Origin of the sequence: Falsiruegeria litorea R37 (assembly GCF_900172225.1) — a bacterium.
Taxonomy (GTDB): domain Bacteria; phylum Pseudomonadota; class Alphaproteobacteria; order Rhodobacterales; family Rhodobacteraceae; genus Falsiruegeria; species Falsiruegeria litorea.
The window spans coordinates 465,261-490,721 of sequence record NZ_FWFO01000002.1 but is presented as its reverse complement, the minus strand read 5'-3'; the positions used below and the strand labels follow the sequence as shown (position 1 = coordinate 490,721).

Annotated in this window: 22 protein-coding genes; 6 read left to right on the top strand and 16 right to left on the bottom strand. The window is 60.4% G+C overall.

What is annotated here, in order from left to right:
- The first annotated feature begins 171 nt into the window (after positions 1 to 171).
- A complete protein-coding gene (locus TRL7639_RS16025; RefSeq protein WP_085796848.1) occupies positions 172 to 1,089 on the top strand; it encodes a DMT family transporter in 918 nt (305 codons plus the stop codon).
- Here the strand turns inward: TRL7639_RS16025 and folP are convergent.
- The 7 genes from folP to TRL7639_RS15990 form a co-directional block, all read right to left on the bottom strand.
- The gene (gene folP, locus TRL7639_RS16020) at positions 1,086 to 2,084 is read right to left on the bottom strand and encodes a dihydropteroate synthase (protein ID WP_085796847.1); all 999 of its coding nucleotides are present in this window, start codon (positions 2,082 to 2,084) and stop codon (positions 1,086 to 1,088) included. The genes TRL7639_RS16025 and folP overlap by 4 nt on opposite strands.
- Complete coding sequence (locus TRL7639_RS16015) at positions 2,081 to 3,001, bottom strand: dihydroneopterin aldolase (protein WP_085796846.1); 921 nt, start codon at positions 2,999 to 3,001, stop codon at positions 2,081 to 2,083. Before TRL7639_RS16015 ends, folP begins: the two co-directional genes overlap by 4 nt.
- Before the next feature lie 146 nt (positions 3,002 to 3,147).
- On the bottom strand, positions 3,148 to 3,786 hold the full coding sequence (locus TRL7639_RS16010; protein ID WP_085796941.1) for a cell wall hydrolase: 639 nt from the start codon (positions 3,784 to 3,786) through the stop codon (positions 3,148 to 3,150).
- 174 nt (positions 3,787 to 3,960) lie between these two features.
- Entirely contained in the window at positions 3,961 to 6,531 is a 2,571-nt protein-coding gene (locus TRL7639_RS16005) for a putative PEP-binding protein (protein ID WP_207559683.1), read from the bottom strand.
- A 197-nt stretch (positions 6,532 to 6,728) separates the two neighbouring features.
- Complete coding sequence (glyS, locus tag TRL7639_RS16000) at positions 6,729 to 9,020, bottom strand: glycine--tRNA ligase subunit beta (RefSeq protein ID WP_085796844.1); 2,292 nt, start codon at positions 9,018 to 9,020, stop codon at positions 6,729 to 6,731.
- Positions 9,021 to 9,029: 9 nt separating this feature from the next.
- Positions 9,030 to 10,241, bottom strand: a complete 1,212-nt coding sequence (gene gltS / locus TRL7639_RS15995; protein ID WP_085796843.1) for a sodium/glutamate symporter — start codon at positions 10,239 to 10,241, stop codon at positions 9,030 to 9,032.
- 21 nt (positions 10,242 to 10,262) lie between these two features.
- Positions 10,263 to 10,787: a DUF6446 family protein gene (locus tag TRL7639_RS15990; RefSeq protein WP_085796842.1), complete on the bottom strand. Its 525-nt coding sequence runs from the start codon at positions 10,785 to 10,787 to the stop codon at positions 10,263 to 10,265.
- Positions 10,788 to 10,883: 96 nt separating this feature from the next.
- On the opposite strand from TRL7639_RS15990, the gene TRL7639_RS15985 reads away from it, so the two are divergent.
- The gene (locus TRL7639_RS15985) at positions 10,884 to 11,519 is read left to right on the top strand and encodes a MarC family protein (RefSeq protein WP_085796841.1); all 636 of its coding nucleotides are present in this window, start codon (positions 10,884 to 10,886) and stop codon (positions 11,517 to 11,519) included.
- A gap of 17 nt (positions 11,520 to 11,536) precedes the next feature.
- Here the strand turns inward: TRL7639_RS15985 and TRL7639_RS15980 are convergent, their stop codons facing one another.
- Positions 11,537 to 12,466 carry a glycine--tRNA ligase subunit alpha gene (locus tag TRL7639_RS15980; RefSeq protein WP_085796840.1) on the bottom strand — a complete coding sequence of 310 codons (930 nt, stop codon included), beginning with the start codon at positions 12,464 to 12,466 and terminating at the stop codon, positions 11,537 to 11,539.
- Positions 12,467 to 12,688: 222 nt separating this feature from the next.
- On the opposite strand from TRL7639_RS15980, the gene TRL7639_RS15975 reads away from it, so the two are divergent.
- Complete coding sequence (locus TRL7639_RS15975; RefSeq protein ID WP_085796839.1) at positions 12,689 to 14,434, top strand: serine protease; 1,746 nt, start codon at positions 12,689 to 12,691, stop codon at positions 14,432 to 14,434.
- Positions 14,435 to 14,601: 167 nt separating this feature from the next.
- Here TRL7639_RS15975 and TRL7639_RS15970 read toward each other — a convergent pair whose 3' ends face one another.
- Together TRL7639_RS15970 and TRL7639_RS15965 are read right to left on the bottom strand one after the other, a co-directional pair.
- Positions 14,602 to 16,176: a thiamine pyrophosphate-binding protein gene (locus tag TRL7639_RS15970; protein ID WP_085796838.1), complete on the bottom strand. Its 1,575-nt coding sequence runs from the start codon at positions 16,174 to 16,176 to the stop codon at positions 14,602 to 14,604.
- Positions 16,176 to 17,624: a TrkH family potassium uptake protein gene (locus tag TRL7639_RS15965; protein WP_085796837.1), complete on the bottom strand. Its 1,449-nt coding sequence runs from the start codon at positions 17,622 to 17,624 to the stop codon at positions 16,176 to 16,178. The genes TRL7639_RS15970 and TRL7639_RS15965 overlap by 1 nt, the downstream gene beginning before the upstream one ends.
- 83 nt (positions 17,625 to 17,707) lie before the next feature.
- Between TRL7639_RS15965 and TRL7639_RS15960 the strand changes: the two genes are divergently transcribed.
- On the top strand, positions 17,708 to 18,070 hold the full coding sequence (locus tag TRL7639_RS15960; protein ID WP_133057664.1) for a hypothetical protein: 363 nt from the start codon (positions 17,708 to 17,710) through the stop codon (positions 18,068 to 18,070).
- 575 nt (positions 18,071 to 18,645) lie between these two features.
- On the opposite strand, the gene folE2 is transcribed toward TRL7639_RS15960, so the two are convergent.
- Together folE2 and TRL7639_RS15950 are read right to left on the bottom strand one after the other, a co-directional pair.
- Entirely contained in the window at positions 18,646 to 19,749 is a 1,104-nt protein-coding gene (gene folE2 / locus TRL7639_RS15955; protein ID WP_085796835.1) for a GTP cyclohydrolase FolE2, read from the bottom strand.
- Positions 19,750 to 19,949: 200 nt separating this feature from the next.
- Positions 19,950 to 20,807, bottom strand: coding sequence for a LysR family transcriptional regulator (locus TRL7639_RS15950; RefSeq protein WP_085796834.1), 858 nt, complete (start codon positions 20,805 to 20,807; stop codon positions 19,950 to 19,952).
- A gap of 102 nt (positions 20,808 to 20,909) precedes the next feature.
- On the opposite strand from TRL7639_RS15950, the gene TRL7639_RS15945 reads away from it, so the two are divergent.
- Positions 20,910 to 21,695 (top strand): HalD/BesD family halogenase, encoded by a 786-nt coding sequence (locus TRL7639_RS15945; RefSeq protein WP_085796833.1) that lies wholly within the window; start codon positions 20,910 to 20,912, stop codon positions 21,693 to 21,695.
- Positions 21,692 to 22,936, top strand: coding sequence for a M24 family metallopeptidase (locus TRL7639_RS15940; RefSeq protein WP_085796832.1), 1,245 nt, complete (start codon positions 21,692 to 21,694; stop codon positions 22,934 to 22,936). The genes TRL7639_RS15945 and TRL7639_RS15940 overlap by 4 nt, the downstream gene beginning before the upstream one ends.
- Positions 22,937 to 22,996: 60 nt before the next feature.
- Here TRL7639_RS15940 and TRL7639_RS15935 read toward each other — a convergent pair whose 3' ends face one another.
- The 4 genes from TRL7639_RS15935 to TRL7639_RS15920 all read right to left on the bottom strand — a co-directional run bounded on the left by TRL7639_RS15935 (position 22,997) and on the right by TRL7639_RS15920 (position 25,421).
- Positions 22,997 to 23,587, bottom strand: a complete 591-nt coding sequence (locus tag TRL7639_RS15935; protein WP_085796831.1) for a thiamine pyrophosphate-binding protein — start codon at positions 23,585 to 23,587, stop codon at positions 22,997 to 22,999.
- A gap of 183 nt (positions 23,588 to 23,770) precedes the next feature.
- Entirely contained in the window at positions 23,771 to 24,466 is a 696-nt protein-coding gene (locus TRL7639_RS15930; RefSeq protein ID WP_085796830.1) for a transketolase C-terminal domain-containing protein, read from the bottom strand.
- A 4-nt stretch (positions 24,467 to 24,470) separates the two neighbouring features.
- Positions 24,471 to 24,776, bottom strand: a complete 306-nt coding sequence (locus tag TRL7639_RS15925; RefSeq protein ID WP_085796829.1) for a sulfatase-like hydrolase/transferase — start codon at positions 24,774 to 24,776, stop codon at positions 24,471 to 24,473.
- Positions 24,777 to 24,794: 18 nt separating this feature from the next.
- Positions 24,795 to 25,421 carry a tripartite tricarboxylate transporter permease gene (locus TRL7639_RS15920; RefSeq protein ID WP_165759827.1) on the bottom strand — a complete coding sequence of 209 codons (627 nt, stop codon included), beginning with the start codon at positions 25,419 to 25,421 and terminating at the stop codon, positions 24,795 to 24,797.
- Positions 25,422 to 25,461 lie beyond the last annotated feature (40 nt).

Here is a 25,461-nt window from a genome sequence, read left to right as displayed (position 1 = left end):
ATCTCGACAGAGGCAGCACGTGCCAACCGCCGAGCGTAGCGAGGCCTGGCCCAACGGGAGGTGGCGCCCCGTAAGGGGCGTCTCCGACGGGCGGGAGTGCCCCCTCCTCTTTCTGACACGCTGGCAGTTCTAACGCTTGACCCCACCAACGGTTCAGGGTCAGGTCGCGAGATGAGCAATTCTCCTGACATTTCCCGCCGCGACTGGATCATGGTGGTGGCCCTGGGCGTCATCTGGGGCTCCACTTTTCTGGTGATCGAAATCGCCCTGCGCGGCATCACGCCTTTCTGGCTCGCCTCTGCCCGGATCGTATTTGCCTCGGCCCTGGTCGGTCTGTTCTGGCTCGCCAAGGGCGCACGGCTGTTTTCCGCGCCGGTCAGCCCAGGCACTTGGGTTCTTCTGATCGTCACCGGAGCATTGTCGACTGCCGTGCCCTTTCTGCTCATCAGCTGGGGACAGCAATTTGTCACCAGCGGCTTCACCGGCGTCTCGATGGCTTCGGTTGCTTTGATGGTGCTGCCGCTTGCGCATTTCCTGGTACCTGGCGAGCAGCTCAGCTGGCGTAAGGCGCTTGGCTTTGTCGTGGGTTTTGCCGGGGTCGTTGTGCTGATTGGCGGCCAAGCGTTTGAAAGCAGCGGCAACGAGGCCGAGATTTGGGGTCGTTTGGCCTGTTTGTCGGCGGCTGCCTGTTATGCTGTAAGCTCGGTCATGTTGCGCAAGCTGCCCCCGGCCGATCCAGTTGGCCTGACCGCCGTCACGCTGCTGATCGGATTGGCACCTGTCCTGGCCGTCGCCCTGACGTTCGAAGGTCTGCCCCCTGCAGTTGATGCGCCCACGTTTTGGGCGCTGGCTATCCTTGGGCTGATCCCGACAGCAGGGGCCTTTTTGCTGCGGATCATGGTGGTGCTCAGCGCCGGTCCGACCTTCATGAGCCTGACCAATTATCAAGTGCCGATCTGGTCGGTAATCATGGGGTGGCTGGTCCTCAGCGAACCCCTGCCCCCGTCACTGATCTGGGCGCTTCTTTTGATCCTGGGGGGCGTAGGTCTCAGCCAATATGGCGCGCTCACACGCCTGTTCCGGCGCTAACGAACCGCCTGCCAAAGTCGCAGAGCCTGTGCAGTCTCTGCCACATCATGAACCCGCAGGATCTGAACAGATTGCGCCGCCGCAGCCAGCGCCACAGCGATGGAACCAGGTGCACGGGCATGCGCCTGCGGCTCTTGTCCGATGGCGCCAATGAAGCGCTTGCGCGAGGCCCCGAGCAGAACCGGGCATCCGATCCCGTGAAACACCGACAGGTTTCTGAGAAGCGCCAAGTTGTGATCCATGGTCTTACCGAACCCGATGCCGGGATCGACGATGATCTGACTGCGCCGCAGCCCAAACTTTTCGAGCCGCGCGACCTGATCCTCAAGGAACTGATAGACGTCCAGCACGACATCATCGTACTGCGGATCGTCCTGCATCGTCGCCGGGTCGCCCTGTGCATGCATCACACAGACCGGCACCGCCAAATCGGCGCAAAGCGGAGCAAGTTCAGGGTCGAAAGTGAAACCAGATACATCATTGACGACAGTGGCGCCCGCCGAAACCGCAGCCTGCGCCACAGGTGCTTTGCGTGTGTCGATGGAGATCGCGGTCTGTGTCTCGGCCCGGATTGCAGCAATCACCGGCGCGGTGCGGGCGATTTCCTCGTCATGGGGCACAAAAGCCGCGCCTGGCCGCGTGGATTCGCCCCCAACGTCCAAGATCGTAGCCCCCGCTGCAACCATGTCGCGCGCGCCTTGAACTGCCGCTTTGACCCCGGCATGCAGACCTCCATCCGAGAAACTGTCAGGCGTGGTGTTCAGAATGCCCATGATGTGCGGCAGGTTCATGTCCAAACCTGCCAGAGCCTCACGCGGGGCGGTCAGGCGCGCGGCGACGTCCTGTGGCAGCTCTTGCGCCGGAACCATCTCGGGTGTCCGGCCACGCTCCAACACTTCGGCATGGGTGAACCACTGCTCTGAGCCGACAAGCGACACGGCATCCGCCGGTCGCACCTGTCCTGACTGCGGCAAAGGGCGATAGCAAAGGGTCACAGGCTCGATTGCTCGACCGAAACCGCGCACAGCGGCACGCTGGCATCGTCAGGCAGTTCGGCCCCGATCACCAGCATCTCGCCTGCCTCGAATGTCGCGGCGAACCAAGCCGCCAAAGCCACCGCTTCCGAAGGCGCCGCCGAAGGTCCATCAACCGCGTCCAGCACGATCTTGGAGGGCGCCCAGACACAGATCTGCCCGTTCTTTATGCCCCAGTCCAATTCGGTCCGGGTCGAGACAACAACGCAACGGTGATCGCGGGCGGCCAGGCTCCAGGCGTTCTGCTCAATCGCCAGCAAGTCGATCCGGCGTTGCGTCATCGCGTGTCCGGTCTGCGGCGCGGGCAAATCCGGCGCACCGACGCAGATGACCAACGGGCGTTCGCGGGTTTCCAACTGGTCGATCCAGCCGCTCAGATTGTCCGAAGCAATGGCCGTATTCGACAGATAAGCCAAACGAGGATGCGGGCGCTCTTCCTCGGCGACCTCATGCTGCAGCGTGTCCTTGCCGCGCACGATCTCGACACCCAACGCCCCCGGTCCACGGTCCAGCTTTTCGATGCGGACAAAGGCCCGCACGGCTTGTGGCTCGAGCAGGATGCGTTCGGCCACACGTTCAGCCAATGTCTCAAGCAGGTTCAGGCGTTCCTCGGACAGCTCATGCGCGATGGCTTCGGTCACGCGGTCATAGGACAGGATGCGATCAACATCATCGTCGATGGGGCCCGTCAGCGGTTGGACCTCAACCACCACGTTGAAACAGATACGCTGCGTGGTGCCGCGCTCGGCCTGAAAGGCGCCGATTTCAACTTCGACGGTGTGATCGCGCAGCGAGATGCGATCCAGCGGACCCCGCGGTGCAGTGGCTTCAGAGCGCTCCGATGGATGCGCAAATGCAAGACGGACTTCAGAGCTCATTCGGGTGCCTTCCAGAAGCAGGATAGTGAGATACCATCATACGCGGCTGACGCGCCCATAACAGAGTCGCAAACGCCATACCAGCGGCCGAATGCGTCGCACCGCATCATCCGGGGTGAAAAATCACCCCTCAGACCCAACACGTATCAGTTGCTCGAAGCTGTCCGATAGTTATGGCGGTAGAAGATGTGCACGCCGATCTTGGCCGTGCGCTTGTAGACCCGCGACCAGCTGGGGCGCACAGCTGTGGTGTGATAGTGGGTCGCGCCATTGGTCAACTCGTGGGACACCCCGTCGATGATGGTACGCGCAACTTTGGACACACGTTCGAAAGCCTGTTTTTCGGCTATGACTTCCTTGCGACCATCACAGGTGTAGGTGAACTGGCACTGGTATTTCTTGCCGGTGCCTTGACGGATCACACCACACAAGGTGTTCGGAAAACGGCCACTCTTGACCCGGTTCATGATCACTTCAGCGACCGCAAACTGACCTTTGACGGTCTCACCACGGGCTTCGAAGTACAGAGCCTCGGACAGGCAACGGAAGTTTTCGTCGCCTTCGGGCTTGGGCTGTTCGTCCAGCCAAGCGCGCGAATAGGTCACCTCGACCGGTTTGGGCTTTGGGCGGAATGACTTGAGGTATTGGCGGAAACGCGAACCGGGCTGCGCGTTCAGGGATGCCTGCTCGCGTTCGATTACCATGTTCAGTCCAGTATCTGCGATGGCCGATTTCGACCCCAATGCAGCCAAGATTACGGCTGCAGCCACAAAGAAACGTTTCATCTCAAAAACCCCAAACGGCACTCGCGCGCCAGACCCTCCCCCGACGGCGCAGGCAGGCATTTAGCGCAGGTTGTGGCAAAGGTCCAGTTTTTCGAAAAATGCAAGTAGAAATGCGTCAAAACACGCCTACTCGCACACCGACGTTAACGTATTGAAACACAAGATATAGTGGGTTTAACGGGTGCTCTCTCCCAGTTTATGGGCGATGGCCAACTGAGCGGCGGCAAGACGCGCTACTGGCACCCGAAACGGCGAGCACGACACATAATCAAAGCCCGCAGCTCGGCAAAAGGCGATTGATTCGGGGTTGCCGCCGTGTTCACCACAGACCGAAAGGGTCAGATCCGGCTGCGCCTCACGTGCACGGGCCGCCCCCAACTGCAACAGCTCTCCGACCCCGTCCGTGTCCAGCACATGGAACGGGTCTTCGTTAAAGACCCCCTGCTGAACATAGGCCGACATGAACCGCCCCGCATCGTCGCGTGACAGACCGTAGGTCATCTGGGTCAGGTCGTTGGTGCCAAAGCTGAGGAAGGCGGTGTTTGGCGCGATCTCGTCCGCGCGCAGACATGCACGCGGCGTTTCGACCATCACCCCCAGGCGATAGTCAAAATCCTGGCCGCGTTCCTGCGCCACGGCGGCGGCCACCGCATCAATGCGAACCTTGACCAGTTCGACCTCGCGCTTGGCACTGACCAGAGGGATCATCACTTCGGGAACGACCGGGGCGCCGTCGCGGCTGGCGTCGATCGTGGCCTCAAAAATTGCCCGGGCCTGCATGTCATAAATTTCCGGCACCGTCACACCCAGACGAACGCCGCGCAGCCCCAACATGGGGTTGTATTCAGTCATAGCCTCGACCCGGCGGGTCACGTCGCTGACGGGGATGTCCAGCGCCTCGGCCAGCTCGCGCTGACCGGTTCGGGTGGTGGGCAGGAATTCGTGCAAAGGCGGGTCGAACAGACGAATGCAGACCGGTTTGCCCTGCATGATGCGAAACAGCTGGGTGAAATCCTCGCGCTGCATCGGCAGCAGCCGTTCCAACGCCGCCGCACGGCCCGAGGGCTCATCTGCAAAGATCATCTCGCGCATCACTGTCAGGCGACCGGGATCAAAGAACATGTGCTCGGTCCGACACAGCCCAATCCCCTGCGCGTCAAAATTCCGCGCGGTCTGCGCATCTGCGGGCGTGTCCGCGTTGGCCCGAATGCCGATATCGCGGGCCTGATCCGCCCAGCCCATCAACGTCTGAAAACACTCATCCAGCGCCGCCTCAAGCATGGCGGGCTGTCCCGCCAGCACCTGACCCGAGCTGCCGTCAATGGTCAGCGTATCGCCGGTCTTGAACACGCGCCCATCCGGGGCGGTCAGCGTTTTCTTCTTGGTCTGGAACGTCATGTCCGACGCCCCGACGATGCACGGCAGCCCCATACCGCGACCGATCACCGCCGCGTGGCTGGTCATCCCGCCCTTTTCGGTCAGCACAGCCACCGCCGCGTGCATGCCCCGCACATCTTCGGGAGAGGTCTCGCGACGCACCAGAATGCAAGGTTCCGACCGCGCCGCACTCGCCTGCGCCTCGGCAGCGGTAAAGACGATCTTGCCGGTGGCAGCACCAGGGCTGGCGGCGATACCGGTGGTCAGCACATCCCGCTCTGCCTCGGGGTCAACCTGCCGGTGCAGAAGCTCATTCAGTGAATGCGGCTCGATCCGCATGACGGCCTCTTCCTGCGGGATGATGCCATCTTCGGCCAGGCGCACAGCAATCCGCACCGACGCGCGTGCGCTGCGCGGCACCCGGACACCGTCCAGAATATGGGCGTGACCGCTTTCGATCACAAACTCGACCTGCATCTCTTCGCGCAATTTGGCACGCATCAAAGCGGCATGCGTCTTGAGCTCTTCAAACGCCTCGGGCGCCAGCTCTTCCAGCGATGGTCCGCGTGCGTCCTTTTCCAGATAGAGCGCCCCGGACCCTGCCCCAAGCGCATCACGTCCCTGACTTTGGCTCAGGTATCGACCGGTGATCTGCGGCATACCCGTTGATCTGTTGATCAATTGAAGCACGCCCGAACCGCACTCTCCCTGCCCCACACCCGGGATCATCTGCTGCACCACAAGGCCCAGCCCCGCATCCGCTGGCGCCCCCTTGGCCTGACGCAGCAGGCGGGCGGTGGTGCCCTCCCAGGCGCGGGCCATCGACTTCAACACTTCCGAGAGCTGCTCGCCGGGGTCTTGCGGAAATTGCTCGTCCGTTTCGGCCTCATAGGCGTGCAGCACTTCGCTCAGGCCCTGCGGGCCGTCATCTGCCACATCTTCGAACACATCCGGGTCCAGGCGCGCGACATGCACGGCATAGTTTTGCACGAACCGCAGATAAAGCGCCGCGGCGGCCTCGGCCCCCAAGCTGTCGGACAGCTCGACATAACGGGCATCATTCATACCGATGTTCAGGATCGCCCCCGGCCCCCCCCAATCGGGGTCTTCGGAACTGGGCCGCACACACAAAAGATCGGTCTCGTCGAATTGTTCGACGATGGCCGCGATATCCGGCATCTGCCCCTCGGCAATGTCATGCACAGCACCGAACGACAGGGCCACGGTGCGTGGCACTGGCAGCTCCAACCGCACAAGACGCTGCAAACATTTCGCCCGCCCGCCATGAGTTGTGGCCGCCACGGGGGCAGAGGCCGTAATGAGGGTGGTGTTGGGATTATTCTGCACTGCGGCACCTTTTGGTTTCACCGCAGCATAAGAGGGTTTTGGCGTGGCGCAAGGGGTGGAACACAGCAATGAGGGCAGCGCCCGGCTCTGGGTGGGTGCTGAAAGCGTCCTCCCCCTCACGCCTATGGCGTGCGTTTCATTATCTGGCGCACCAAAGGTGCGACGGAGAGGGTCGGGCGCTGCCCGGCGGTGCCGGGCTAGAAAGAGGCCCCGTTACCTCAGCCCTCAACCCTTGTCAGGTCCGCAACGCTGGAACAGATGGTGCGGATCTGGCTGAGCAGGTTCAGACGGTTGCGGCGCAGAACATCGTTGTCGGTGTTAACCTGCACTTCCTCAAAGAAGGCATCAACAGGCACTCGCAGCGCGGCCATTGCCGACATGGCGGTTGGAAAATCCTCGGCCTCCAGCGCCGGGGCGATCTGTTTTTCGGCCTCGGCCAGCGCTGCAAAGAGCGCCTTTTCGCTGTCCGTCTCGGCAAATTTCAGGTCCGCGCCATAAGAGTATTCAACGCCATCCTTGTCCTCGGCTTGGGTCAGGATGTTGTTGGCACGCTTAAAGCCCTGCACCAGGTTTTCACCATCCTCGGTCGCGATCACGGCGTTCAGGGCACGGGCACGTTTGACCAGCAGGTTGAGGTCATCATTGCCTTCCATCGCGATGCAGGCGTCGATGATGTCGTGGCGAATGCCCTCGTCACGGAGGAAGACCTTGAGGCGGTCGTGGAAGAAGGAGAGGAGGTCATACGGCACGGCCTCAACAATCGAATACACCGATTGGAGCTTGCCTTCAGCGGCCTCCAACTCTTTTCGGAGTATTCTTAAATCCGCCTGAGAGTCTTCCATCTTTAAACGCAGAAATTCCTTGTTAGCACCGGCTGCGGTGCCTTGAAATTCTTGAGCGTCACTCGCCGCTATTTCTGACTGCAACTCAACCGCTTCTTTCTTATGTGCAACCGCCAAAGACAAATCTTCAGATTTTAAGGCCTTGGATGCGTGAGCTTCAATCTCCTCTCGATCAATTTTGAAGCGCAAATCATTCTCTAACACCAACCGAACAACACCCAAGGCCGCACGGCGCAGGGCAAAGGGGTCTTTCGAGCCGGTGGGTTTTTCGTCAATCGCCCAGAAGCCGGTCAGCGTGTCCAGCTTGTCGGCCAGCGCCACGGTAACCGACAGCGGTGCGGTTGGTACATCGTCTGAGGGGCCAAGCGGCGAGTAATGCTCTTCAGCCACGGCAGCCACGGCGGTGTCTTCGCCTGCGGCCTCGATGTAATAGCGGCCCATCAGGCCCTGCAGTTCGGGGAATTCATAGACCATTTCCGAGCTCAGGTCGGCCTTGGCCAGCTTCGCGGCTTTCTCGGCCTGCTCCGCGTCTGCGCCGGTGACAGGCGCCAAGGCGCGCGCCAAGGCCGCGATGCGACGGATGCGGTCGCCCTGGCTGCCCAGCTTGTTGTGGAAGGTCACGTTTTCCAGCGACCCGGTCCAGGTGCTCATGTCCGATTTGGCGACGCGCAGGTCGTTCTCCCAAAAGAACTTGGCATCGGCCAGACGAGCCGACAGCACCTTTTGGTTGCCCGCCAGAATGGTCGCGCCGTTGTCGGTGGTTTCGCGGTTGGCCACGGTGATGAAACGCTCAATCCGGCCCGTTTTGGGGTTCTTGACTGAGAAGAACTTCTGGTGCTCTTTCATCGAGGTTTGCAGCACTTCCGGAGGAAGCTCCAGAAAGTCATCGTCGATCTTGCCCATCAGCACGACAGGCCATTCGACCAGACCGGCAACCTCGGCCAGCAGACCCTTGTCATCGACCACTTCCAGCCCTGCGGCGAACGCCTGATTGGTGGCATCATTCCAGATGTGTTCGGCGCGCTCGGACGGGTTCAGCACCACAAAGGCGCGTTTCAGCTTGGTCTCGTAATCCTCGAACGAACTCACGGCAAAGCGACCGGGTGCCATGAAGCGGTGGCCCTCGGTTGTGTCGCCGGATGTGATCCCTTCGACCTCAAGCGGCACCACTTCGGTGCCCGTCTCATCGCTGAGGATGCACAGGATCGAATGCAGCGGGCGCACCCACCGCATCGCCCCACTGCCCCACCGCATGGATTTGGGCCAGGGGAAGTTGCGGATGGTGCTGTTCAGCACCTCGGCAATGATCTCGGCCGCCGGGCGACCGGCTTTTTCGATGGTGGCAAAATACACCGCCCCTTTAGGCGTGTCGCGCTCTTCGAGTTGGTCGCGGGTGACACCCGCGCCGCGCAGGAAGCCCTCGATCGCCTTGTCGGGGGCGCCCACCTTTGGGCCTTTGCGCTCTTCGCGCACTGTGGGGCTTTCCGCCAGCAGCCCCTGCACCGTCAGTGTCAGACGGCGCGGCGTGGTCAGCACCGCGGCACCGGCGTAGGTCAAACCCGCCTCGACCAAACCATCGGTGATGCGCTTTTTCAGATCCTCACCAGCGCGGGTCTGCATGCGCGCGGGGATTTCCTCGGAAAACAGTTCGATCAGCAGGTCGGGCATGGTCGGTCCTTAGAAGTTCACAATCGTCTGGATGACGATGGCATTGGCGATATCCACGAAGAAAGCGGATACAAGGGGGAGCACGATAAAGGCAATAGGCGACGGGCCATATCGCTTGGTCACGGCGGTCATATTTGCAATTGCGGTGGGGGTGGCGCCCAAGGCGAAGCCCCCGAAACCCGCGGCCAGCACGGCGGCGCGATAGCCGCGGCCCATGATGGGAAAGAGGACGAAGATGACAAAGGCCACGGTGAATGTGGTCTGCGCCATCATCACCACGGCGATCACGGCGCCAAGTTCGGCAATGGTCCACAGTTGCAGCGTCATCAGCGAGATCGCCAGAAACGCGCCAAGCGCGAATTCCGAGATCATCGCCAGCGCAGGCGTGCGCGAAATCGGTTTGGCATCGGGCCGAAACGCGCTGCGCAGATTGGCGATCACGATGGCCATGATCAGGCACGGCACAAAGAGCGGCAGCTTCAAGCCAGCGGCACTGATTGCCTCGGACAGCGCATAGCCCAGGATGATCGCGATGTTCAGAAACAGCAGGACACGCATGACCGAAACGTGGTCAATTTTGCTTTGACCTTGTTCGTTGGCATTTGGAACGCCAATCGTGGGGCCTTCGTCGGGGCGGCTTGGAGTCAGGTTGTGCGTCTCGATCAGGTATTTCGCCACCGGTCCGCCCACAAGTGCGGCCAGCACGAGGCCCAGGGTCGCAACAGCCACGCCCAATTCAGTCGCACCGACCAAACCGGTTGCAGTGGCCACCTCGGGCGCCCAGGCGATGGCGGTGCCATGCCCGCCAATCAGCGAGGCCGAGCCGAAGAGAACACCGGCTTTCCACGGGTAGCCAAAGAGGGATGCCCCCACCGCGCCGATGACGTTCTGGATCAGGATGGTCGCCACAGTCAGGATGAGCAGCAGCATCAGCGGCTTGCCCCCCGCGATCAGATCCGACAGCCGTGCGTTCAGGCCGATGCCTGCAAAGAACAACACCAACAGGAAATCCCGCGTCGCCATCTCGAACGCGAATTCCAGATCAAACCCCAGATAGAGACCCAACACCACCAGCGAGGCCAGCAGCCCCCCGGTCACCGGCTCGGGGATGTTGAACTGCCTCAGCACCGCGACCCGACCGTTGATCTCGGCCCCAAGCAGATAGACTGCAAACCCAAGCGTTGCAGTTACGAAATCCGGTATCACATATGCTTCGGCCATGAGCGGCCTCCTGATTGTGGATCAGTTGGTGGGTCGTTCCGGGCACGTCTCGCCCACGACGGTGCCGTCATACGCCTTTTCGCCGCAGTCGTTGAATTCGTGCCAGACATAGCCCTTGCCGTCGTCCATCACCGCAACGATCCGGTCGACGCCAAAATGGATGTTCTTGGCCGCCAGATAGGTGCGCGCGCGCCCTTCGCTGATCGCTGTGCCAATGGTCTGCGCATCGAAACAATCGAACCAATCGGGTGCCACGCGCGGCTCTGTCTTGTCGGATTCGACATATGCCGCAGACAGATCTTCCAGCGACAGGTCGGTCGTGAAACAGGCGCGGTAGCGAATGGGTGAGCTGTCGGCGTCAATCGCCGTGAACCCGGTATAGGCAATCGGCTGCGGCGCATTGGTGTCCTGTTCCATCAACTGCACGTCCTGCCCCGGCTGTGCATCAACGGTATAGTAGAACCCATAGATCTGGAGATAATAGAGCGCGCCCCCCGCAATTGCGGTCGACAGCAACAAAGCGATTACCAGCAGTTTGCCCGCCATGGATTAAATCTCCTTCATAAAGGGATACGCCCCTTTCATACGTTCAGGGAATGCGACAGGGTATCCGCAATTCAGATACACGAGGTACGACACGGCATGGATACCGGATTTGCCATCACATTCTTTGGCGCCCTTTTTGCCATCATGAACCCGATCAGCAACCTGCCGATCTTTCTGAGTGTCACGGCCGAGGCCTCGGTCGCGGATCAACGCAAGATCGCGATCAAGACCGCGCTCTACTGTTTGATCCTGGGCGGTTGCTTTGCTGTGGCAGGCAGTCAGGTGCTGCATCTGTTTGGCATCAGCGTCGATGACTTCCGCGTGGCCGGTGGCCTGGTGGTTCTTCTTCTGGCTCTCAACATGCTCAGCGGCAATGAAAGCAGCGCGCATCACGGGACAGACGCCGAAAAGGCCGACTACCCGGCCCCCGAAACTGTTGCCTTTTACCCGTTGACCTTTCCCATTCTGGTTGGCCCCGGCACCATCACGACGCTGATCGTCTATTCGCATCAAGTGACGGACGCGGCCCACGCGATTGCATACGCTGGCGTTTTTGCCGGAATGGTGGCGCTGTTGGCCCTGACTTTTTGGAACGCGCCGACTCTGGCCAAACACCTGTCGGGCACCGCGCGCGTTATCATGAGCCGCCTGATGGGCATGATTCTGGCCGCCATCGCCATCGGCATGATTGCCGAAGGGTTGAAAGCGGTGCTGCCCGGGTTGGCTGGATAACAGCATCACGCGGCCCATCAGGCCGCGTAGCCCCCCGCCTCGGTCTGCACAAAGGCATCGGCACACTGTTTGGCCAGCGCACGTACACGCCCGATATAGGCCTGACGTTCGGTGACCGAGATCACGCCGCGCGCATCCAGCAGGTTGAAGATGTGGCTTGCCTTGATGCACTGATCGTAGGCGGGATGCGCCATGATGATGCGCTTGCCGGTCTTGGGATCGTCATGCTCTTGCGCCAGGATCGCGGCACATTCGGCTTCGGCCTCTTCGAAATGGCGCAGCAGGACCTCGGTGTTGGCCACGTCAAAGTTCCAGCGCGCGTATTCCTCTTCGGTCTGCTTGAAGATGTCCCCGTATTTCAGCGGGCTTGGCGATTGCGGGTCGTTGAACGGCATGTCCATCACGTGATCGATGCCCAGGACATACATCGCCAGTCGCTCAAGCCCATAGGTCAGCTCGCCAGACACGGGCGTGCAGTCGTGTCCGCCAACCTGCTGGAAATAGGTGAACTGGCTGACTTCCATCCCGTCACACCAGACTTCCCATCCCAGGCCCCAGGCGCCCAGGGTCGGGCTTTCCCAGTCATCCTCGACAAAGCGGATGTCGTGCAGTTCCATGTCGATGCCGATCGCCTGAAGCGAGCCCAGATACAGCTCTTGCAGATCCGGCGGGCTGGGTTTGATCAGCACCTGATACTGATAGTAGTGCTGCAACCGGTTCGGGTTCTCACCATAACGCCCATCTGTCGGGCGGCGCGAGGGCTGCACATAAGCGGCCGCCCAGGCCTTGGACCCGAGCGCGCGCAGGGTTGTGGCCGGGTGAAATGTACCGGCGCCCACTTCCATGTCGTAAGGCTGCAGGATGGCACATCCCTTCGAGGCCCAATAGGTCTGAAGCCGCAGGATGATCTCCTGGAACGAACGCGGGGCGTTGGTCTGATCGGTCATGGCATTCCCTTCCAGCGCGCGTGCAAGCGCATGGGGTTTTCACTTCGGCCCTTTCCTATGCCGCCCACCCCAAAGGGTCAACGCCACTTGTTGCAGCCCTGTCGTGTTATCGACACACCTTTGTCATTCCCCCTCGCAGGCCCCGCATAGGCATAGCGTTTGCCCTACAAACCCGATTATGCTGCGTCCAGAATACCGATTTCAAAGGCAAGAGACCCAACGATGATAAGAGTCTTCACCGCGTTCATTTTCGCGATCCTATTTTCCCTGAACTCCGCTCAGGCCCAACAAGCCGGGGGTGACGTGGTCTGGGTCCAGATCGAAGCCCACCCCAGTCTGAACGTCGCGCAACAGCGCGCTCGGATCTACGCCGACGCCCTGCCGGACGTGAACGGGTTCTCTTTGGGAGGTAGCTGGTACGGCATCGTGCTGGGCCCCTATACCGCAGACGACGCCGAGCGTGTTCTGCGTGTCTACCGCAACGAGCGTCAGATCCCCCGCGACAGCTTTATCGCGCAATCCCAAGCCTTGGGACAGCAATACTGGCCCGTGGGCGCCAATGTTTTGAACCGCGGCGTGGTTGCGGCCCCTGCTCTGGACAGCGACCAAACACAAGTTGCCGAACCCGTTGCACAGCCCGAACCATCTGATGAAACCCCTGCCGAAGCCCGACGCAGCGAACGGCTGTTGTCGGCGCAGGAACGCAAGGACCTGCAGGTCGCCCTGCAAGCGGCAGGGTTCTATAGCGCCGCTATTGACGGCGCCTTTGGCTCTGGCACCCGTCGGTCGATGGGCGAATGGCAGCTATTCAATGGCTTTGAGCAGACCGGCATCCTGACCACGGCGCAGCGCAAGGTTCTGATGGATCAATATAACGAGCCGCTGATCAGCACCGGTATGAGACCACATTCGGACCGTTCGGCCGGGATCGACATGGACCTGCCGTTGGATGTGGTCCGGTTCTCACGCTACGAGCCGCCGTTTGTGCATTTCGACAGTGCTGCGGATCTGGGCGCGCGCGTGCTGCTGATCAGCCAGCCCGGCGATCAGGCGACGCTCTTTGGTCTCTACGACATCATGCAGACGCTGGAGATCGTGCCACTTGAGGGGCCGCGCGAACGCAAAAAGGACAACTTCACCCTGGAAGGGCGCGGCAATGGCATGGTTTCCTACACTGAGGCCGCGTTGAAGAATGGTGAAATCAAGGGCTTCACCCTGATTTGGCCCGAAGGCGATGAGGCTCGCCGGACCCGCGTGCTGGCCGCCATGAAGGCCAGCTTTGCGCGCACCGATGGCGTATTGGACCCAGGCGCCGGGGCGGATGCTGCGCAATCCATCGACCTTGTGTCCGGCCTGCAGGTGCGCCGCCCCCGGGTCTCTCGCTCGGGGTTCTTTGTGGATGGCAAAGGCACGGTCATGACCGTTTCCGAAGCGGTGGATGGCTGCACGCGGATCACGCTGGACAATGACTACACCGCCGATCTGATCAGCGCGGATGCGGGTTTGGGTGTTGCGGTTCTGCGTCCTCAGCAATCCCTGGCCCCTATGGAAGTGGCACAGCTGAGCCTTGAGCAGCCCCGCCTGCAATCGGATGTGACAGTCGCGGGTTACAGCTTTGAGGGCGTTCTGGGCGCGCCGACCCTGACCTTTGGCAAACTGTCGGACGTCAAGGGCCTGCGCGGTGAGACCGAGCTTTCACGGCTTGAACTTTCTGCCCAATCCGGCGACGCGGGTGGCCCCGTGTTCGATCCGGCTGGCTCGGTAGTGGGCATGCTGTTGCCTGCGGCGCAATCTGGTCAGCAACTGCCACGCGGCGTCAGCTTTGCCGCTGATGCTCAGGCCTTGCGGGACGTGCTGCAAGCCGCTGGCCTGCGCTCGGCCGACGCAAGTGAAACGCACGGCGTGTCACCAAACGAACTGTCCCGCCGTGCCAATGGCATGACGGTTCTGGTGAGCTGCTGGAACTGAAACACCAAAGTGCGGGAACCGGACAGCGCTCTCGCCAAGCTCCGGTGCCCCTTGCGGATCATCAGCTCTTGTCCGGCGAAACACTCAGGGGCGCGGCTTTGCCGCGCCCCTGAGTGTTTCGCCCCCCGCCGTCCGCAGGACGCAAGGCCGTCAGGCCGCGCAGGTCATCACAGAATGTCAGGTGTCAGGTAGATCAACGTCGGGCCATCGGCGGCAAAAGCGGCCTGCACCGCAGCCTGCATCTGCGTCAGCTCCTTGGGCGCCACGGCATGCGCCCCAAAGGCCTCGGCCAGCTTGCAGAAGTCCGGATTGCGGGCGATCACGGCATTTGGCGCGATCTGAGCGCGGGTCATGCTGTCTTCGATCTCTTTCAGTTTGCCGTTGTCCCACAGGATGATCGGCAGCGGCAGACCCAATTCCACCGCAACGCCCAATTCAGGCAGCGTGTAGTGCAGGCCATAGTCCCCGATGATCACTGCCGTCGGTTGCCCCGGTCGCGCCACGGCCCCACCGATACCTGCGGGCAAAGCATAGCCAAGCGTGCCGAACCCATAGGGGTGGTGCCAATGATAGGGGCGGTGCATTTCCCAGACCTCTTTTGCCACATAGGCAAACTGCGTCATGTCCGAGAAGATCATCGTATCCGTGGGCATGGCATCGCGCAGCGCGTCTGCGACCGGAATGATCCCAGGACGTTCAGCATCTGTTTCGGCATGCCATCGCGCGCGGGTTGCAGCGACCTCCTCAGCGCTCCAACCCGTTTTGGGAGACGCCGCCTCGGTCGCCTCCCACAGGGCATAAGCAAAGCTCTCGGCGTCCATCTGCAGCTTGATCGCAGCCCGCTGCGGATCGGCCAGAACGCTGGGGTCGATGTCGACCCGGACCAGATTTGCCGTGTGCCCCAGATCCGCGCGCCACAGATCGACCTCGGCCAGTTCGGTGCCAACAGCCACAACCAGATCGGCAGAGGCAATCACATCCGCACTGCCGGGACGCGCCAAGCCCGCCCCGTAATCCAGCGCATAGCCCGCCCTCACCATGCCGCGCCCGGCATAGGTGGTCAGGCATGCCGCACCGATCTGCGTCAGCACTTGCCGCCAGAGGTTGGATTTGGCCCCGCCGCCCAGAATGAACAGGGGTCGCTGAGAGATGTTCAACAGAGAGAGTACCGACCCGATATCCGGCTCTTTGGCCTTGAGTGTCAGGGCGGGCTGGTTCGGGAACGGTGCGGGCTCGGCGTCAGCCTCAAGCTGTGCAATCGGCACCTGGATGTGCTTGGGTCGCGGGCGCTGTGTCTCGAATTCTTCAAACGCACGCTCGATCAGCCCGTATGCCGCCTGCGCGGTATGGGCCGTATGAGACCAATCGCAGACGGTGGCCGCCGCGCCCTCCTGGTCCTTCATCTGGTGCAGCTGCCCCTTGCGGGCCGCCGTTTCATCCAGGCAGGACGACAAGACAAGCATCGACACGGAATCCGAGTATGCCTGCCCCATCGGCGTCATGATGTTGCACAGCCCCGGCCCCGTGATGACATAGGCCACGCCAGGCTTGCCACTGGCCCGGGCATAGCCATCGGCCATGAACCCTGCCCCCTGCTCGTGGCGCGCCAGAACATGGATGATCCCGGCCTCTTCGATGCCGCGGTACATTTCCTGATTGTGCACCCCCGGAATGCCAAAGATCACGTCTACCCCGCGATCTTTCAACATGTGGGAAATCTGCGCACCCAACGGTCTTTTCATCATGCTCTCCAGAATTGCACGGTGAGGATGGCGTATACCGCCAACAGTTCCAGCCGCCCGATCAGCATCGCAGCGACCAATATCCACTTCGAGGTATCGTTGAGCCCGCTAAAGTTCCCGGCCGGTCCGATCTCATGGCCCAAGCCTGGCCCGATGTTGGCCAGGGCTGCCGCGGCCCCAGACACGGACGTCGTCAGGTCCAGTCCCGTCAGTCCCAGCATCCAGGCCACCGCCCCCATGGTGACAATGAAAAAGACGAAAAAGCTCATGACCGAACTCAAGACATCTGGCCCGACGGGACGCCCGGCATAGCGCGGAGTGAACACCCCATGCGGCGTGCGAATACGCTGCAACTGCGCCTTGATCGAAGCAAAGAGCAATTGATACCGGAAGATCTTGATCGAACAAGCGGTCGAGCCCGCGCAGCCACCGATCAACCCGACAAAGAACAACAGCGTCACCGGAAACCCGCCCCAGGCCATGTAGTCTTCGCTGGCGTATCCCGTGCCGGTCATCAGAGACACGGTGTTGAACAGGGTTTTGCGCACCGCAGCCTCTCCAGCCGCGCCGGTGTAGAACACGTTCCAGGCCGTCAGCACCAACACCAGAACCAGAGCAGTGGCCAGAAAGGCACGGATCTGCGTGTCCTCGAGCAAGGGTCTCGCACTGCCTGCTGTCATCTGCACAAACCGCACAAACGGCAGGGCCGCCAGCAACATGAAGATCACCGCGACATATTCCGCCGCACCCGAGAAGGCTCCGAACGAGGCGTCGTAGTTGGCAAACCCACCCGTCGCCACAGTGGTCATCGCATGGACCGAGGCGTCAAAGGCCCCCATGCCAGACGCCGCATAAGCCAGCGCACAGGTCATCGTCAGCGTGATATAGATCACGGAAATCCGCGACGAAATCTCGGTTGCGCGCGGTAAGATCTTGCCAAAGGTATCAAACCCTTCAGAGCGGAAGATCTGCATCCCCCCCACGCGCAATTCGGGCAGAAACACCATCGCGACAACAATGATACCGATGCCCCCCAGCCACTGCAGCAACCCACGCCACAAGAGCAGCCCGCGCGGCAAGTCATCCAGCCCCGAGATCACGGTGGATCCGGTCGTGGTCAGCCCCGACATGGATTCGAAAAACGCATCGACAAACCGCAACTCGGTTTCGCCGAACATAAAAGGGATCGCACCAAAGATCGGCAGCGCCACCCAAACACCAGTGGTCAGCAAAAACGTCTGCTGAATGGTCAGCCCCTCACGCAGGCCATTCGAGCAGCTCAACGCAATCAGACCGCCGATCAGGACCGTGATCACCCCACTTTGCAGGAACACATGCCATTCGCCCCGCCCCTCGACGAGGTCGGCCAGCATCGGCAGCATCATGGTCGCGCCCAGAATGGCAACCAAGAGCCCGATCACATATCCAACTGGGCGCATATCCAACATGAGGCGCAGGGTTGGCTTGCGCGTCGTGGACTGTCAAGACGAAGGCGACAGCTTAACCTTCTGTTTGCGACTTGGGTTTGGGCATGCTGGGCGGTCGCGACGGAGCACGCCGGGCGCGTGTCGGCGACGGCTTGGTCGCTGCCGAGGCCTTATCTCCAGGGGATTTGGACGTAGCCGAGGCTGGCTTGGCTGCATTGGCCTTGGTCCGGGGCGCAGAGGCTGCGGTTGCTGCCGCTGTGCGTTTTGTGGCCTGTGCGACTGGCTTGCGTTTGGCAGCGGTCGGTTTTGCCGCGCTGTCGGCCTTTGCCACGGGTGCAGCCTTGGCTACCGAGGCTTTGGACCGCTGCGCAGGTGCGGTCTTTGCAGGTTGCGCCTTGGCCGCCTTGCGTGCCGAGGTCGATTTCACCGCTGGCACAGATTGGGACACCGGTGCGCTCGATTTCTGAGCAGAGGACATCGGGCTCAATGTCGTAAGGCGTGACATGGCTTGAAACAGCTCGATCTGCTTCGTCAGGGCGTAGCCTGCCATGCGAATGGCTGCGGTTTGAGCATGGATAGGATAGAGAAATGGGGTCATGTTCGGGGGTCCCAAGTCAAAAAGGAAGGATCAACAAAAGCATCCGTAACCGGCGCAAATCGACCCACAGAAGGATCAAGGCGTGTCTCGATTGGGTTTCGCATAACGGCCCCACTCATATGGACGCAGCTGCGAGGCTCTTACGCGGCTGACGCTTTCAGTCTCAATATAAGACACAATTCTGCACTTGCAGCAAAAATTATGCCGCACCCGCAAAATACCGGCGCAAATTCGCTTCAGCCGGACTTTAGCAACACAAGCGCCTAAAAATTGAGCAGCTTGGAACGCCGCACGAGCAACCGCCCTTGTCACCGCAACCGGCTTGCCCCCCTGGCGGCAGGCGGTGGCGCGCCGCGCAAAGCGCGGCGCCCGGCCCAACGGGAGGCGGTGCATCTTCGATGCATCGACGACGGGCGGGAGCCTCCCCGCCTCGCTCCTCCAACGTCAGCCGACGTGGAACAGGGTGTTGAACAGCTTGGGATCCAGGCTGGCCGCAGCGAAGGTCGGGCCTTCGGTCAGCACTGACACCGCATCATGGCTGTGCAGGCTCTCCTGGTGGCTGGCAATGACCCGAAAGTCGCCAACGTGATGGTCGGCAAGAAGCTCTGCACAAAACGAGCGCGCGGCGTCTTCGACAAAGATCGGATTCGCTGCATTCAACTCGGCAAAGGCCTGTTCATCTTCGCGTTTGACCATGACCTGCGTCTCGGTCGGAACTGCCCGACGGCAGAGCGCGATCAGATCCTCGAACCACAAACAGTCAGCATCACAATCCACAACCACCGAAATCCGCGCGACAGAGCGTTGCGAGTGTGGCGTTGCCAGCTGGCCTCGACTCATTCGCGCATGCTCGCTCAGTTCCAGCGAACAGGGACACGTCGACGAGTATACATAGTCCAGGTGCATAATTTTCTGACGCACACCGTTCTGTTCCACCAGCTCCAGCGCGATGTCGTAGTATTGATACCCAGACAGGCCCGAGCGCAGGCTTTCCACTTTCACCGGATAAGAAAACCGCATTTGAATGCGCGCATCAAAGCTTTCCAGATCGCTTTTGTAGTCATCCAGCGCCGCCTCGATCACCTCAAACGAAAACGTGCGTTCCGCGTGTTTGTAGAAGGATCGCATGATGCGCGACATGTTGATCCCTTTTTTCTCGGCCTCCAGGCTCACTGTGCCTGTAACCGAGGTCTCAAGCGTCAGATCCGCCCCCTCTTTGCGGTGAAACCGGATCGGCAGACGAAAATTGGAAATCCCCACATGCTGGATCTGCTGCTTTGCACCCCGGATCAGGCTGGATGGGCCATTCTGCAGATCCGGCAGCGAGGCCTTATAAGCGTCGTCGACCTCAAATTCCTCGGGATAGCTGCGCGACAGCGGCGGATAGTTCACGGGAACCAATCCGGGAACCAGGCGGGCCACGCTGGGGTCAAGCTGCGCAATTTCGGCCTCGGTCGCAGTTTTCGCCCAGGCGCGCAGCACATCCAGCGCCGCAGCAGCCTCTTCGCGGTCCGGGGTCTCGTTCATGTCACGAGTATGAAAGTTCATCTGCGCAGTTCCTTTGCATGGTCCCACCCATCTAAGGGCGGTCACGGGCCATTTGAACATTTAGCCCATTTTGGCGTCATTTAGCAGTCCAAACAAAAAAGCAACGTGGAATTTTCGTCGTTTTTCATCAGAAAGCGTCAGTGAAGCTCAGATAGAGGCTCAACATCGAAATTTAATGATCGATCACTTACTTTTCTGATTTACGCTCCGTCATCCCCGAGAAGCGCTTTTTGAAACTCCATCAACCGTCGCGATTTTGCCTTGTAGTGTGCATTGATCATTACGTAGGGGCGCGGCATCTGGATTGATCGCGGATCACATTTTCTGACGCGCCCCGCTCTTAGTGCCCCGGCGATAACCCGCTGCGGCAAAAGGGCGACACCAATTCCCGCCTCGCACAGCGCCAGCGCCTCGGGCACCGATGCCGCCGCCACGTGGGAATCCTCGAATGGGCCATTGCCGTGAATTTCACGCCATTGCCGCCATCCGGGCACGGATGAAATCCGGCTGCCCCAGTTCACGTTGATCGCGCGCAGGCTGACTATCTCGGCCTCGCCTGCTGCAACCGGCACAAGGTGATCGGCAAACAGCGCTCGACTGGCATAATCCGGAAGTTCCCCCCCATAGCTGAGCCGGACATCGATGCCATACTGCTCGAGATCCAGATCCTCGGCCTCGGACCGCAGGTCAATCGGCACATCCGGCCGCAACTCGGCAAAACGCGCCAGAGCAGGCGGCAGCCACAATTGCGCCAAAGCTGGCGTGGCACTGATCACAAAAGGACGCTGCCGATCGCCTTGGCTCAGGGCATCGGTAAAGCGCGCAATTTCCGTCAGGGCCGAGGCTGCGTTTTGATAGTAGTCGCGCCCTGCATCGGTGATCCGCAGCTGGTTGGCCTTGCGCACAAACAGTTGCAGGTTCAGCCACTCTTCCAAATTGCGCACCTGCAGGCTGACCGCAGCCGCAGTTACACCCAATTCGGAACCCGCAGCAGAAAAACTGCCCGTACGTGCAGCACATTCAAAGGCCCGTAAGGCGTTCAAAGGGGGCAGGTTCATGTTTGCTCCAAGTTTTCCTAATGCTCACCAAGATTTTTCATAGTGGTCAACCCTGGCATGACGATGACAGGGTCATCGCAGCACAACTCCCGAGGTTCCCCAATGCGCGATATTCTCGATCTTGACCGTTTTCCCCTGGAGCGCCCCCACAGCTCTGAATGGCAAGCCCTTGTTGACCGCTGCAAAGCGGATCTAAAGGCCGAAGGCATGTTCAACCTGGATGGCCTGATGCTGCCAGAGGTCGCAGCCAGGGCGGTCGATGCGATGTCAGCCCCCTTTGCGACAGATGCATTCCTGCACGAGCGGATGCACAACATCTATTTCAAACACATCGACGGTCTGCCCGAAGACCACCCTGCCCTGCGGCAATTCCAAACCTCGAACCGGACGCTCTGCGCCGACCAGATCGCAGGTTCGCCCCTGCTGCGCCTATATGAATGGCCCGAGTTCGCCACCTTTCTGGCCGCCACCATGGAGATGCCGGAACTGCACGTGATGGACGATCCGCTGGCCCGGGTGAATGTGATGTCCTACCAGGAGGGTCAGGCGCTGAACTGGCATTTCGACCGCTCTGAATTTACCACAACCCTGCTGCTGCAAGCCCCTGACCAGGGCGGCGGGTTCGAATACCGCACTGACCTGCGCAGCGAGGAGGATCCGAATTACGACGGCGTGGCCAAGCTGTTGAACGGCGAGAATCCCGCCTCTAAGGTCATCACGCTGAGCCCCGGCACCTTGAATGTGTTCAAGGGCAAGAACACCGCCCACCGGGTGACCCCTGTGTCGGGCGACAAGGAGCGCGTGATTTCGGTCTTTTCCTTCTACGAGAACCCCGGCGTCGTGTTTTCTGATGCAGAGCGTATTGGCTTTTACGGACGCGCCTCATGAACGCGCCGTTCAAGGACGATCGCAAACTGGCTTATCTGAATTCCGAAGGCGCCGACAAGCCGCTCAAAAGCCCGGTATCGCATGACGTGCTGGAGCGCGCCCGCGCCTATCGCCTGTCACGGTTCCGCGCGCTGATGGATGCGCATGATGTGGCGGGGCTGTTGCTCTATGATCCGGTCAACATCCGCTATGCGTTTGACAGCTCCAACATGGGTGTCTGGACCAGCCACAACCCGATCCGCTACGCGATGATCCTGAATGGCGGGCCGGGGATCATGTTCGAATTCAAAGGCTGCGAGCATCTGAACAACGGCTTGCCCGGCATTGACGAGTTGCGCAATTCCATTGGCTGGATGTTCATGACCGCGGGCGACCGCGCAGATGAGAGGTTGAACCTTTGGGCCGATGAGATCGCCGCCGAACTGCGCACCCACGGCGGTGGCAACATGCGGCTGGCGGTGGACCGGATGGAACCCGAGGGGGTCGCCGCGCTCACCGCGCGCGGGGTACAGATCATCGAGGGCGGCCAGATCACTGAAATCGCCCGCTCGATCAAATCTGCGGACGAAATCGAGCTGATGCGCTGGACGATCCGGGTGTGCGAGGCCGGGATGGCCCGCATCTATCAGCATTCGACCCCCGGCGTGACCGAGCGCGAATTATGGGCGCATCTACATTTCGAAAACGCCCGTTCAGGCGGCGAGTGGCTGGAGACAAAGCTGCTCACCTGCGGGCCGAATACCAACCCTTGGTACAAGGAATGCTCGGACCGGGAATGCCAGTTGGGCGAGATGATCAGTTTTGATACCGACATGATTGGGCCTTATGGCTATTGCGCGGACCTGAGCCGATCCTGGACCTGCGGCGATGCTGCGATGAGTGACACGCAGAAACGGCTGTACGCAGCCGCGCGCTCCCAGATCGAGCACAACATGACGCTGTTGCAACCGGGACTGAGTTTTGCCGAGTTCAACGCCAAAAGCTGGCAGATCCCTGATGCCTATCAACCCTACCGTTATTCGCTGGCCGCACATGGCGTCGGCATGGCGGACGAATGGCCGGTGGTTCTGCTGCATCCAGATTTCGAAGCGAGCCACGGCGGTCAATTCGAGATCGGTCAGGTGATTTGCGTCGAGAGCCTGATTGGTGAGAAAGGTTCGGAAAGCATCAAACTGGAAACCCAGGTGCTGATCACTGACGATGGACCGGAGCGTCTGGACAGCTTTCCGTGGGAAATGTGAGGCTGAAAACACCGGGATGGCAGCCAATTTTTCGGCATTGGTTGCAGGTGCCGAAGTGTATCAGAGCGCCCGACTGAAATGTCCGCTTCGGGTGGGTAATGCCTTTTGCAGGCAGTTGATCCCGTCCCAAAGCCGTGTGTCGCACACCATGACAAAGGGGGCCCCAACAGTGGCGCGGGCTTCTTCGAACGTATCCAGCAATTCCTGCACACCCGTCCCGGAGATCCGGCGCGTTTTGAATCCGAAGGCCTCGAACCTCCCCGGCACCGGTTCAACGCTCATCACGTCACGCGCGTGGCCAGACGCTTGCATGTCGTTGTTGTCGACGATGTAGCAAAGGTTATCCTGCTTCTGATGCCCGGCAAACATCGCTCCTTCCCAGACATTGCCTTCCTGCAATTCACCGTCTGAGAATAGGCAATAGACCCGCTTGTGCGATCCTTGTTGACGAAGCGCCCAGGCGAGGCCTGCCGACTGGCTTGGACCTTGTCTCAGCGATCCAGCGGTAATCTCAAACCCAAGCTGGCCTTCGATGGGGCTCTGGTCGACCCAACCGCCATCAGCATTGAAGGTGCGAAGGTCGTCCATTGTGTAGTGACCCGTCTCGGCCAAGGCGCCATATGTCATGATCGCGTCTTGACCGTTGGACAAACGAGCCGGTCCTGAAACCAACCGTGTTCATCCGGACGCAGCTCGTCGCAATAGAGCGTCGCGGCAATGTCAGAAAATGCCCCCCCCTGCGTGGCATATCCCCCCGTTGACGGCAGATTTCCAATACGTTGCGCCGGATTTTGGCAGCGACAAGGTCGAGCGCAAGAACCGAGGTGTTGCGTCTCATACCATCCCCCCTGCGATGCGGTCTGCCATTGTATCAGCATCCAACCCAAGCTGCCTTCGAATGTAGGGCAGCGTGCCGCCCGGTGCCCATGCGTTGGGCAGACCGATGCGCGTTATCCATGGTCCGCCCCCAATGTCCGAGACAATTTCGGCCACAAGCGACCCTAGCCCAGTGACGATTTGATAATCTTCGACGGTACCGATCTGATTGTGCGCAAAAGCGAAATCCGCGATTTCGGCCTCATTCACCGGCTTGATCGTCGGGACGTGCAACAGTGAATGCGCGATGCCTCGTTCCTTCAGAATATCCGAAGCCTCAAGCGCCCATTGCGATCCGTGCCCGGTCGCGATGATGCCGATGCCGGACCCTTCTTTGAGCGTGTATGTCCGGCCCAGTTCGAACGTGAATTTTTTCGGGTCAAGCAAACGCGGCGTATCACCCCGGTGGCCGCGGATGTACGTCAGTCCCGGAAGATCAACTGCGGCTTCAACCACGGCGCGAAAATCCGTTGGATCCATCGGGGCAATCACCGTCGCGTTCGGGATAGCCCGTTCCATCCCAAGATCTTCCGCGGTCTGGTGGTGAATGCGGCCCGGATTTGCGATGCCGGGCGTAAAGCCACTGGTGATATTGGTCGGTCCCGTGTCTTGGTTGCTCCCCGGGCCTGACCCCGTTCCCATACAGATCATCATCTGGTCATAGGCGCGGCGTGTGATGTAACAGGCAAAGCAAGTTGCAATCGGAATGTGCCCGCCCTTGGCCACCGCACAAAGGAAACTGGTTTTGCACCATCCCGTGCCCCTGAGCGTAGTTGCCCGTAAGGACCGAGGCGCGAAACGGACAGCAGATTGGGTAAGAGGTAAAGGCCTCGCTGAAATGCACACCGTCGGCTGATAACCTGTCGATGTTCGCCGTACGGATCACTGGATTGCCCGCACAACCCATTGCGTCGTAACGCATCTGGTCGGCATAAATGATCAGGATGTTCGGTAGGTCGATCATGCGTCCTCCGTGCCGCGTTTAAGGCGGGATGTGACGGGCCCCCAAAGGATCGTCAGCGCCAAGGCCCCATAGATCGTTAGGCCAATAGGCGTATTGAAAATACTCGGTAATGCTGCCGCCGGCGATGGTCAGCGACTGGCGAAGTGAATTCTCTAAGATCGGGCCAAGAACAAAGCCAATGGACAAGGGCGCAATGGAATAACCCAGTTTGCGAACAACGTAGCCAAGAATGCCAGCCCCCAGCAAAACGCCAACGTTGAAGACTGAATTCGACACCGAATAGATTCCGACAAAACTGAGCAACATGACCGTCGGAACAACGACCGACATAGGCACCATGATCACCCCGACAAAAATCGCATACATCAGGTCCGGCTCTTCCGAGAAAAGCTTGGGCCCGGGTGTCAGTCCCTGGATCAGCAGCGCCCCCAGCAGAACTGCAGCGGCAGGTGAGCCGGGCACGCCGAGCGTCAAGGTTGGCACAAGTGCGCCGCCAACGGTCGCGTTGTTCGCAGTTTCGGGCGCGATGATGCCTTTGGGGATGCCAGTGCCAAAGGCCTTGGGATCTTTAGCGCGACGTTTGGCTTCGGAATAGGCGAAGAAAGCGCCTACGGCGGCGCCTTCTGCAATGGTCCAATATGGCAATTGAATTGCGGCAAATAGTTCGGTCTAGCTCTTTTTCTTT